We start from the raw sequence: 11,121 nt of genomic DNA, 5'->3' as shown, positions 1-11,121 counted from the left end.
ATGGAAGCTTGAAGAGAATCGGGATCGACTAGAGAAAACCATGGACCAAAACAAGATTTCCATGTAGCGTTGTCCATACGAACGTTCCTTCTCGTGGATTTGGACAGGGCTACCTGTCCTCCATGATAAGGGACTTTTTAGTTGTAGTGGAGAACCAATCACCGAATCCCATGAACATTATGGAAACATTAATGCAACGCTCGTGATATCATATACTATAAAAAGCAAGATTTACCTGGTTCATGCGATTGGAAGGGATTTTTCACGGATGAAGGCTGGGTGGCCCACTTTGGTTAAAGAGTATTCGGATAAACAAGGTAAAAAATCTGTCATGCGTCGCTACCCCCTTGTCTGGAGACTATGGATATCTCGATTCTGTACCGCGAACGCACAAGGAATTGGGAAGTTTGCGATTCAGTGGCTGGCGACGACGTTTCCAAACCCAGCGTTTGCGCTCGGTTGCGCCAACACGTTTGGGAGCCTTGGTACCATTCTAAGTGGTTATATATTTGGATGGTTGTCTGATAATTTCTCCCCGGTCGTCTTGATGGTGTCAGGAAACCTTGTTGGTGCAATTTTCACAGTCTTTATCGGCTTTATGCTACAGTCTCATCCGTCGATTGCGTCGCTCATTTCTCTGGTCTTTCTCTGGAACGTGTTTACTGCCATAACCACGGCAGCTTCTCGGACTCTCGTTCCTCAGACGGTCGATAAAGGAGATTTGCCGAAAGTGAATGGCTGGATGGGGGTTATCTCGCCCATTCAGCAGTTTTTGTCGAAAGGATTTGCCGGTGTGTTGATAGCGACAGGACTGTTTCATGCCTTTCTGGCCGCCGGTATTGTCATGTTGCTGTCGGTACTGAGTTTGTTTCATCGACGGCCTTACCCTCAACGCCCGACGGGAGTCAGAGCTCATCGAAAGAAAACCGTATTTCTATCGGGAATTCACATTGTTTGGTCTAGTTCTCCATTGCGACGAATGGTTATCTATACCTCGATTCAAAATTTTGGTTTTAGTTTCTTTCTTGGGGAATATGTGCTGTTCTTAAAGCATGTGAGGCATTTCTCTGTCGTCGACATTGGCGTTGGACTGAGTACGGCGACCATCGGGACGGTGGCATCTCTGGTCATTGGCCCTCGGATGTTGCGAACACGCGTCAAGCCTTTGATGTTGCTCTCCCCGCTACTCATTAGCGCTGGGATTGCGGTCATCTCGCTGGTAGCCTCGATGAGTGGATTCATAGGCGGCCTGACGTTGCTGGAGTTAGGGTCTGGATTTGCGAATCAAACAGTAGCTTTGATTCGACAGCGCATAGCGCCCATCGAGTCTATGGGTGCTACCACGGGTGCGCTTAACTTATTGCATTCCGTGCTTGTTCCTGTGGCATTGGGACTTGCCGCGCTCATTGCCATTCATTACGGCACGGCGGTCACCCTGACGATTGCGTGGGTTCTGGTTCTTCTTTCTACGGTGTTTGCTTGGAGACTATCAGCGTCTGTGTCAGACTATCTCAAACCGGATTGAGGCGGCCACTCTGTCTATATTCACTGTCTATATTCACTGAATGGGTGCTCTGTTCCCGCTTCAGTCGTCGGCGCGTGAACCATCCATCATGATGCCGCTCACTCTGCGCATGATGGGCCGGTGGCAGAGAATGAGTTTCGTTTGTCACGTTTTCGCCAAGGTCTTCGTCTAATCGGAAAAGACCAAGAGAATCAAGGTTTTCCGGATGGGGTTTGGCCATGTGATTCAAGAGGAGGAATTTCATTGCACAAGCGAACGTTTCTTTTGTCGAGCCTGGCCACTGTAGGGGTGGTGGCTCTGCAATGGGTGATGCCATGTACGGCAGAGGCCGCCACGACGAGTCACACGGTAAGATACGAGAATACACAGATTCGAGTCGATGGAAAACTTGAGCAAGATGTAGCACACATCGTTGCAACCGACCCTTGGTCCGGGAAGCCAACAAGCTGGCTTCCGTTGACATGGGTCAAAAGCCTTTTTCGGTCCATCTATGGAGTGGCCGATGCGCGATTTTCGGCACCTGAATTGAGGGTGAAAAGTCCGACGAATGGCTTGGAACAAACGTACGTCGCGGTCTTTTATGCGAATACCTTCTTGCAGCACAAGTTAGCGGTGAATGCGTCGTGGCGAGGCAACATATGGGAACTTTCGAAGCCCCGTGTGTACAATCCGCCAGCAAGCATCGATGACATGCAAATTAGCGGGAGCGGGCCAGCGTCGGTCGTGTATGACGTAGCGGGATCGAAAATTTCATCTATTCGAGAAAAAATACTTGCTTGGCTGAACTCTGCGACCGTCACGGCATTGCACTTGCCGCCTTCTACACCCGGAATAACGTTCAACGCCAATGTCGGTCCGGCTCGCTTGACCATCGAAAATTCAAACCAGCCGCCTATTCAAATTTATCCGGCGTATACGATTACCGCTTTCAAAAATGGACGATTTCGAGTGAATTACGAATCGAATGTGGTGACGGATGTACAAGGGAAGCGTATCCTTTACTTGTATGCCCCGCAGTTGTACCAATGGCTGAAACAAAATGAGTGGGAAACTGATGTCGCCGCCCAATGACCTTTTGTGGAAATGTCGGCAGGCTCGTGGTTGCATAGTTTTAGGAGGTCACGATTGGAAATGAAACGTTGGAAATCTTGGCTCGCGGTTGGATGTACCACTTTTTCAGTGGCGCTCATCCATTCGGTGAATCCGTCTGTAGCAGATGCAGCAACCTTTGACTATCAACCGACCACGATTGTCATGAACGGCAAACTGGTGTTGAAGGTTCAACATATTGTGGCGCCGGATCCGTGGGATGGCGATAAGCCAACGAGCTGGATTCCCATCTACTATCTTCACGATGTCTTGCATGCGTTGCCAGGCAATGGACACCGGTCGGGGGTTGTGTCATGGAATGGTGTTTCATCTACGGGGGTACTAAAGTTGACTGTTCCTTCGGGAAGAGTGCTTGCCAACGCGGGTGAGCCCACCCTGCAGAGACATAGTATGAACATTTCCATCTCGGGAGGTAAGCATACGGTCACGGTTTCTGCTCCACGATGGACTGCGGTCGATCCCGCTTCGCACCAACTGACAACCTTCGCTCCAGCATACTATGTTATGGAGGCTCTTCGTGCCGCCGGGATTGCGTCAACTTGGAATGGACGGATTTGGGACATGACTGCCAACCCGGACGGTGTCCCGCCTGAGAGTTCTTCGATAGAAAGCAAATTAGGGGCAGCGGTCAGTCTATGGACATTTCTGCAGCAACACGCTTCCCTTCAGCTGGGTTTTCAGTCGCAAGACATGACTCCGTATACCCTTGGTTCGTTTACGGATGTGCCGAGTGAAGATGAGGGAATTATCGACTCTCTCACCACGGCCAGTGCGTCCTTCCACGACCCATATGAATCCCAGTCGCCTGCTTTTCACCCAGTATCCAACACTATATTTGGTTCTAGCGAGACCGTAACCGAAGCAGAGATGGACAAGGTGTTGCTGAATCTGTCTGGAATTATCAGTAACCCTCACGTTCGCGAGTCTGTTCCGTACGGTAGTGCGTTGGCGCTTTGCAATGCGACTGGTATTCGTGTGCCGGGACTTGCTCCCACGAGTCCGATGACGTCACGTCAGTATCACGTATGGTTGGAAAGTTTGTTGCCTATGATGAAGGGTTTCAGGAAAGTGGGCAGAAATGAGTACCAACTTATACCGCAATGGCTGTTTGTCGGCGTTGAAGGTGTGGGTCAAAGTGAACAAGCAGACACGCGCTCCTTTGAAGATTTACAACAAGTTCAGGTGATGGTTCATCCGGCGCACAACACCATGACCGCGATTCTACCAAATTTTTCAGTCCACTCGCCCGAAGCTGTCACCGTGCAAGGTGCGGAGTATAGTCTCGATGGCGGTAGAGAATGGATATCTTCGCCGAGCTTTGCTTCTACTCCTATCTATTCTAGTGCGGGGACAGCGGACGGTGGCATCAACCATGCACCGTCGAAGATTTTGATTCGAAGTCAAGCCAACTCAGAAGTTTGGGTAACATACGGCGCGACTTCTGTACAAGCCAGTCAGTCGGGAGGGGTTGGAACGGGGTTCGTTTATAAACATGGGGAGTTTTTCAGTAACTTATAGGTCATGAAAGTGTTCTGAAGTATGACGATCCGGTGTGTCGGCACATTGTTTCACGACTTCAGGGGGGGCCTTCCCGGCACCCGTAGCGCCGTTTCCATTCATGCATCGAGTGCCTATAGCCCAACTCTGCCTGAAGGGCTGTCTCGAAACAAATTTCCGTCTTGAATGTAGCGCCGCAATGTCAGTATGGACTTGTGTCGCGTTTGCCGCATGATATCTCGCTCCAACACCCCGTTGATAGCGGCCTGTGTGGCAAATCCTGAACGCAGGCTGTGACCGGCGACTTGACTAGGGTCGAGACCGACACTCTCGGCGCAACGCTTCACCACAAGTGCAACGGATTGCGCGGTCAGGGCTCGATGTTCCACATGGTCCGCTTTGTTTACTTTCCGGAAAATCGGCCCCTCTTTTATAGAGGACTCGGCCAACCAAGTTTGCAGCGATGTCACTGGGCAGGTCGTCTTCGATTGGCCACGCACAACCGCGATGCGTTGCCCAGCGCCTTCTTGGTCAGTTTTGCTGTGGCGTACGGTCAGAACCATGCCGTCCTCACGAAACTCGACGTCATGGACGGTTAGGGACACAAGTTCCGAACGGCGAAAGGCGCCAGCAAAGCCGACCAGCAAAAGTGCTTTGTCACGTAATCCACGCAGAGTGGTTGTGTCAATTGCATCCACCATGCGCCGCAAGTCGTCGACTAAAATAGGGCTCTTAGGCTCTGGTGCCGTACCGTGTTCTCTGCGAATGCCGCGCCAGACAGCGCGCACGAGTATGGAGTGCGTGGGTGAGTCGAGTTTCTTGGCTTGGTGCGCGATGGAAATAGACGAAAGGCGCCGGACAATCGTGCTGGCCTTAGCCCCCAACTGTGCCATTTCGGCAATATAGCCTGCTACAGTCTCTGCTTCTGCAGGCAACGCAGAAGCATGGTGAGACTGACACCAATCGGTGAAATCCGCCCAATCCGAACGATATGCACGCCGACTATTGGGCGCATGAGAGCGCTCCAAATATCGCTGTAGTGCTCTCTCCATCGTCTGGCGCTGCACTCTGTAACCGTGTGTTTTTGGCTGCTGCTCTGAAGGAAGCACGGAACGTCTCCTCCTCGTAGATTATCTGGCATGATGGAATTATAGCACGGGGGAACCAGCATACTTCCGACAACTTCACAAACGACAAATCGAGTGTGGAGACAAGGGACGGTCTGACCGTGATGCTTTTTAAGGTGACTTGTAACCATCAAAGGAGTGTGTTACTATATCCTCCGTGCGAAAGAACAGAGTGACCGATGGCGGTGGATGCTCTCGCTGGTGTTTTTCCATCTTGACTTTGTTTGGCTAAGGTGTTACTGTTGAAATGTTATGCACTCATGGCTCGGTAGCTCAGTCGGTAGAGCAGAGGACTGAAAATCCTCGTGTCGGCGGTTCGATTCCGTCCCGAGCCACCATCACCTGGAAAGAAGATCAACAAAGGTTGTCTGATTTCCAGATAAATTCCTCTTGCGGAAGTGGCTCAGGGGTAGAGCATCGCCTTGCCAAGGCGAGGGTCGCGGGTTCGAATCCCGTCTTCCGCTCCATAGAGAGTACGTGTTGTCTCGGACTGGAGTTCTACGACTCCATGGCATAGGCATTTGGGTCGTAAGATACACTAGACTTCGTGACCTTTGATTTGGTGCCATAGCCAAGTGGTAAGGCAGAGGTCTGCAAAACCTCCATCGCCGGTTCAAATCCGGCTGGCGCCTCCAAAGAAAAACCTAGCATTCGCGCGGTTTCTCGTGACACGAGAGCCGCGTCGATTTCTTTTTCAGCGACTTTTCCATTCGTCCTGTGATGGTAGACTTTTTGTGATTGTAGACTTTTTGTGATTGTAGACTTTTTGTGATTATCATGTGCGCCGTAAAACCCCTTGCTTCATCAATGCGGAGTGGTCACCGACTTTCAAAGCGGTTTGGACCTACCCTTCGAGAATCTGCCCCTTTTACCTCGCCGTGCGGTTTTTCTATAAGAGAGCGGAATTCAAGTATTCGGCATATTGGTGAAGTTGTTTGCGACTGGGAAGCGACAATCCACCTTCGCTCCCAGACTTGCCGTGCCTACGAGCCATGTTGTACCAGCGCAGCACTGGGTAGGGTACATGAAGTAGCGTGAATAGGTACCGCTTCTCGGTTTTCCCGAGTGTTCGCTGACGGTCGTAGGTGCTGATGGACTCGACCATTCGAGGTCCGTCCCAAGCCGCATTTCGATGCAACAGATGGGCTAAATCCATCATTCGTCCCTGCATAGACGTATTGTCAAAATCAATCAAATGAAGCTGACGATGTGTATCGAATACGAGATTGGGATAGTTGTAATCCCCGTGAATAAATGAACCATCGAGACGCTCTCTCTCGATAAATTGCTGGACGAGAGGGTGCTTGACAGAATCCTCGGCCACATCCAGCAAATCAAAGAATCTTTCGTATTTCTTCTGAACATGGGATAGATGAGAGATAATTTGCTTTCCGGACTCGACTCGCTCTAGAACACGATGGTATTGGATTTTGGCGGTCGGTACGAGCGTTAAAGGATATCCGACAGCATGTTGATGAAAGACAGCGAGGGTCTGCAAAGCTTTGTTCCAATCGTTGATGTCCGATAAATGTGGGTTTTCACCGGGAATCCAGTTTGTCACAAAGAGAATTTTTTTTCGCCATGAAACGTACGCTTTTCCAGACTTGTCATACTGGACCAGGGGACAGTGAACAAACCCGTTTGCCTGTAAATATTCACTCACTTGGAGCAGATGACGAAGATGTTCCGGCGTGCTCTGCACTACTTTCACGCACCACTGGGTTCCATCTGTCGTGCGCAGCAAAAACACGTTACGTCTCTTGGGTTGGATGTGTGCCACACGCATCCCGTACATCTTCTCCATGAACTCTGTCAGGTGCATCCAATGTCTCCCCCTCTAGTGGGCATAAATTCCAAAAGATCTCCAATTGAACGTACCCCACATAGAATAAAATGCTTCAGGGTACGACTTTGCGCCAATCAGTGGAAGCCGCGCGTAGCTTTGTGAAAAGGTAGGTGGCATGAGATGTCTCCTGTAGACCGTCGCATCGGACTGACCAAGTTCCACCCGCATTCCCCGCAGCCAAGATCGATACCAAGCGAGGGAGGGGTGAGTGTCGTCATGCCTGTCTGTAATGAAGAGCGGACGCTTCGTGAGAATTTGCGGAGGCTTACTTCGTGGTCAGCTGTGCGGGAGGTCATCGTCGTTCTGAATGGGTGCACGGATGCGTCTGAGTCGATTGCTCGTGCTGCTGGTGTACGCCAATTGACATACCCGGAGAAGTTAGGCCCGGACGTCGGTCGGGCGCTTGGAGCGGCTGTTGCGAAGTCGGAATTCATCTTGTTTTTGGACGCAGACATTGTCTGGCGATTACAGGAACTGCAACCGTTCATTCGAAGTTTGCGGGACGGGGCAGATATAGCTTTGAATCAATACCCAACACCAGCCAATCGGCATTTCGACCACCCGACGGCCCTTGCCAAACGGGCCCTCAATATCGCACTGGAACGACCCGATTTGAGGGCGGCATCGTTGACGGCCGTACCGCATGCCATTCGCAAAAGTGCTCTCGTTGTAATGGAGTGTGCGGACCTTGCTGTGCCTCCCGTATTTTTCACGAAGGCCGTGTTGGCCGGACTGAAAATTAGCGCTCCTACGTACGTTGATGTAAGTACCCGCAATCGCTCGCGCGAGGCGCGAGGAGATGGTTATCTTCGTCGCGACGTCATTCTTGGCGACCATGTCGAGGCCTTTTCAGAAATCATTCGTCAGCGTGGAACTCGCGGAGGATTTGACGACTTGAATCGCCGACGGGAGGTCATAGAAGCACTCCAGAGTGCCCGGGATACCGAAGAGATTCAGGCGACGCATATCGATTGTCTGGGAAGGGCGGCAGTGGTTCCGGCGCGCAATGAGGCAAAGACTCTGCCACAAGTGGTCGCATCGTTGAAGGAGTCCGGAGCGGAGCAAATTTGCGTGATTGACAACGGATCGACCGACGGCACAAGCAGAATCGCACGGCAATTGGATGTGCAGCTTGAGGTTTTTGGGCAGGCATTAGGGCATGATGTTGGGCGATCCGTTGGCGTTTTAGCCACCCGAACGGCCGTCGCGACGCTGTTTGTCGATGCAGACTTTTTCATTCCGGCAAAAGAACTCAAGCCGTTCTATGATGCGGTTGAAAGCGGTGTGGATGTGGCGCTCAACGACTTGTCCTCCGGACTTGCCAATCGCGGTGTACGAGATGCCGTGACCACCGTCAAGGAGTTTTTGAACTTTGCTCTGCAACGTTCCGACCTCGGTGCGTGTTCACTGACAGCCGTACCGCATGCACTCTCTGGTGAGGCGTTGCGAGTGATTCCTGCGGCAGAGTTGTGCGTACCCCCGAAGGCGTTGGTTCGGGCGGTGATATCCGGGCTCGAAGTAAAACAAGTACAGTTTGCAGACGTGATACGGCGCAACCCCTATCGGCACCGATTACATTCCCGCCGCTATGGAGTTCCGCTGAAGAAGTTAATCGTGGGGGATCACGTTGAGGCCCTGCAGTTGCTCATCGAACTTCGCGGGATGCGCGGCGGCTATGTGCAGCCTCGGCGCCTAGAGGTGCTCCGGTAATGCGATTTGATGTGACATAGGATGTGTGGATGGGAAAGTTTCGTACACTTCTATCCACACAGGTGTCATCGGCACAAGATGAGGTGTTCCTCGACTTGGAATGGGGGAGTTGGATGAAACAGTCGGCATCTCATGGGCATGAGCATCCACAAGCGTGGCTCGCGTTAGCTCTGAAAACTTACGGGATGCGCGTGCGTGGATTTGAACCCTGCCAATCTGCATATACGGCCAGGGCCGCCTATCGTGTGGACACGGGGAATGGACATGTCGTCGTAAAGGTTTTTCGACAGCCGCTATACCGCCTCCAGCGCATGTTGCGGGAGTTACAGTATCTGAAGAAGTCGGGATATCGGCGAATGCCTAAAGTCTTGTCCAACCAGTCTGGGCAATATTGGTCGGAATGTGGAAAGCGCCTCATCTATTTGACGGAGTGGGTGGATGGACCGCCCGTGTCGCTACATTCGAGCGATTTGATGCTCTTGGGGCGGGCCTTGGCGGAGTTACATACGGTTCCTGTTCCAGTCGAGAAGTCGCGGTCTTCGCAGATGTTAACGCGCATGAAACAATTGGAGAATGATTTTTACCAGCGCAATTTGCCGAGTGTTTTGTCTCAACATTCACCGTCACAACGGTGGTTTCAGAGCCATGTGGGGGAGATTCGAGAACTTTCGGAAAGCGCATGGACAGCTTTGGGCCGTGAGGAAATTGCGCCGATTTTAGAACAATCGTTGCAGCAGGGGAGCTATTTACATGGTGACGTCACCCGCCCAAATGTTCTGCGTCGACGGAGGGACGTCTGTTTGATTGACTGGGAACAGGTGAAGATAGGATGTCCGTGGCTAGAGTTAGTGAAGGCCATGGCCAATACGACGGAGTTTGAATCCCGGTCGCTCTTGGCGTTACTCCGTGGCTATGAGCGAATTCGTCCCCTGTCCCCAGCCGAGAGGAGAATTGTCGCGGCCTTGTTTCACTTTCCCAGAGAGGCGTGGCTGGCGGCTCTACAGATAGGCTCTCGGCGCAAGAATCTCGCCACGTTTCAGGTACTGGAGTCTACCTGGGAACAGAGGCTAGAGGCAGTCCGTGCGGTCGACGATTGGTCGCAGACTGTTCCGTTCGGAAGGAGGCCGTAGCTCTGTTCCTCTAACCAGTGGGCGAAAGCAACCACCCTTTGAAGATAATGAGCTATTTCGCTGTTGGTTAAGATGTCGCGTCCCGGTCGTGCATTGCAGTCATATACGTACTGTTGTCCATCTGTGGTTTGACCAATATCGACTCCGAGAATTGCTAAATGCGGCAACGTTGCTTGCAGCTTTTCTGCGACCGTCAGACCGAATCGGTGAGCGCGAGAGATGTCGTCGTCCGACATATGACTTTGCAGTAGCCACGCAACCGATTCTTCTGTTCTCTCGGTCAAGGAAACGACTTTTCCTCCTGCATGATAATTGGTCAATAGCGAATCAGGCTGACTGGAGCGGCCAGTCGTACTCACAATTTCCCAAGCCCCACAGCGATTACGAACAAGTGTCACACGGATATCGACCGTGCGCTTGTCCGCGGTTTGCAGCAGTGGAACGTGCATTTGACCGAGATATCGACTACGCCGCGTGGCCATGGAAAGCAGTTGAAGTAGTTCGCGACGATTCAAGTCGGCCACGATGGTCTGGCCAAAGAACTGTTCTGCCACGACGAGAAATTGATTGGACTTGCGCCGTTCCACGTAGAGAGAGTTGCGACCACCTGACCCATGTACTGGCTTTATCCAGAGCTTTGGAACCTGTTCTAGGATGCGAATGGCGCTCTCTGCGCTGATTTCCTGAAAAGTTTTGGGGATTTGCCCATCTGTCGATGGACTCGATTGCGACAAAATTTGAAATAAATGGTCTTTTGGCGGCATAGGAGGATTGAATACCGGACGGGCGTGTTGGCGCAAAGAGCGCATGAGAAGTCGATATCGAGACGGATTCGCACGAATGTCCGACAGATACATAAAATCAAAATAGACCGTGCGTTTTGCAGGGTGAGACTGTTCGTGCCACACTCCCACAGCGTCCACTTCGTCGTATCGGCAACCAACAAGGGCAGAGACAGACCCTAACTGCGCGGTCGGAGGTACCACGAGGAGATCCATCCCTTCATGCTCTGCAGCGGTTGCGAGTGTTTGGTACGCGAAGGCAAGGCGCGGGTGTATCGCGCTCTTGGGTGACTGTGAGGAAATGACAACGAGCATGGCACACCCTCCTCTTGAGGCTGCTCTACCCTATGCCCATGCACTGGTCTCTGGTCAGGGCGGATAACCTCCCATCGAC

General features: G+C 51.9%; 8 protein-coding genes and 3 tRNA genes. 8 read left to right on the top strand and 3 right to left on the bottom strand.

The window, feature by feature from the left end:
• Positions 1-268 precede the first annotated feature (268 nt).
• The 3 genes from M4I36_RS11375 to M4I36_RS11365 all read left to right on the top strand — a co-directional run bounded on the left by M4I36_RS11375 (position 269) and on the right by M4I36_RS11365 (position 4,153).
• Entirely contained in the window at positions 269-1,525 is a 1,257-nt protein-coding gene (locus M4I36_RS11375; RefSeq protein WP_258111857.1) for an MFS transporter, read from the top strand.
• A gap of 243 nt (positions 1,526-1,768) precedes the next feature.
• Positions 1,769-2,596: a hypothetical protein gene (locus M4I36_RS11370; RefSeq protein ID WP_258111856.1), complete on the top strand. Its 828-nt coding sequence runs from the start codon at positions 1,769-1,771 to the stop codon at positions 2,594-2,596.
• Positions 2,597-2,656: 60 nt separating this feature from the next.
• The gene (locus tag M4I36_RS11365) at positions 2,657-4,153 is read left to right on the top strand and encodes a hypothetical protein (RefSeq protein ID WP_258111855.1); all 1,497 of its coding nucleotides are present in this window, start codon (positions 2,657-2,659) and stop codon (positions 4,151-4,153) included.
• Between the two features lie 113 nt (positions 4,154-4,266).
• Here the strand turns inward: M4I36_RS11365 and M4I36_RS11360 are convergent, their stop codons facing one another.
• Positions 4,267-5,241 carry a site-specific integrase gene (locus tag M4I36_RS11360; RefSeq protein WP_258111854.1) on the bottom strand — a complete coding sequence of 325 codons (975 nt, stop codon included), beginning with the start codon at positions 5,239-5,241 and terminating at the stop codon, positions 4,267-4,269.
• Between the two features lie 280 nt (positions 5,242-5,521).
• Here M4I36_RS11360 and M4I36_RS11355 point away from each other — a divergent pair.
• From M4I36_RS11355 to M4I36_RS11345, 3 genes are all read left to right on the top strand, one after another.
• Positions 5,522-5,597: transfer RNA gene (locus tag M4I36_RS11355), tRNA-Phe, on the top strand.
• 54 nt (positions 5,598-5,651) lie between these two features.
• Positions 5,652-5,726 (top strand) — tRNA-Gly (locus tag M4I36_RS11350).
• Positions 5,727-5,820: 94 nt separating this feature from the next.
• Positions 5,821-5,894: transfer RNA gene (locus tag M4I36_RS11345), tRNA-Cys, on the top strand.
• A 254-nt stretch (positions 5,895-6,148) separates the two neighbouring features.
• Here the strand turns inward: M4I36_RS11345 and M4I36_RS11340 are convergent.
• Positions 6,149-7,081, bottom strand: coding sequence for a phosphotransferase (locus M4I36_RS11340; RefSeq protein WP_258111853.1), 933 nt, complete (start codon positions 7,079-7,081; stop codon positions 6,149-6,151).
• Between the two features lie 228 nt (positions 7,082-7,309).
• On the opposite strand from M4I36_RS11340, the gene M4I36_RS11335 reads away from it, so the two are divergent.
• The gene (locus tag M4I36_RS11335) at positions 7,310-8,815 is read left to right on the top strand and encodes a glycosyltransferase family 2 protein (RefSeq protein WP_258111852.1); all 1,506 of its coding nucleotides are present in this window, start codon (positions 7,310-7,312) and stop codon (positions 8,813-8,815) included.
• 29 nt (positions 8,816-8,844) lie between these two features.
• The gene (locus tag M4I36_RS11330) at positions 8,845-9,945 is read left to right on the top strand and encodes a phosphotransferase (protein ID WP_258111851.1); all 1,101 of its coding nucleotides are present in this window, start codon (positions 8,845-8,847) and stop codon (positions 9,943-9,945) included.
• Here M4I36_RS11330 and M4I36_RS11325 read toward each other — a convergent pair.
• On the bottom strand, positions 9,852-11,042 hold the full coding sequence (locus M4I36_RS11325; protein ID WP_258111850.1) for a YheC/YheD family protein: 1,191 nt from the start codon (positions 11,040-11,042) through the stop codon (positions 9,852-9,854). The two genes, M4I36_RS11330 and M4I36_RS11325, sit on opposite strands and share 94 nt — an antisense overlap.
• Between the last annotated feature and the right edge of the window lie 79 nt (positions 11,043-11,121).

The organism is Alicyclobacillus sp. SP_1 (assembly GCF_024706985.1).
Taxonomy (GTDB): domain Bacteria; phylum Bacillota; class Bacilli; order Alicyclobacillales; family Alicyclobacillaceae; genus Alicyclobacillus_I.
Note: the sequence above shows the minus strand (reverse complement) of the source record. Positions and strands in the feature narration are given on the sequence as shown.

What these genes read in the sequence shown, in the direction of transcription:
- M4I36_RS11375 (WP_258111857.1), top strand. Translation starts at nt 269, where the DNA reads ATGAAGGCTGGGTGGCCCACTTTGGTTAAAGAGTATTCGGATAAACAA.
- M4I36_RS11365 (WP_258111855.1), top strand. Translation starts at nt 2,657, where the DNA reads ATGAAACGTTGGAAATCTTGGCTCGCGGTTGGATGTACCACTTTTTCA.
- M4I36_RS11340 (WP_258111853.1), bottom strand. Translation starts at nt 7,081, where the DNA reads ATGCACCTGACAGAGTTCATGGAGAAGATGTACGGGATGCGTGTGGCA.
- M4I36_RS11330 (WP_258111851.1), top strand. Translation starts at nt 8,845, where the DNA reads ATGGGAAAGTTTCGTACACTTCTATCCACACAGGTGTCATCGGCACAA.
- M4I36_RS11325 (WP_258111850.1), bottom strand. Translation starts at nt 11,042, where the DNA reads ATGCTCGTTGTCATTTCCTCACAGTCACCCAAGAGCGCGATACACCCG.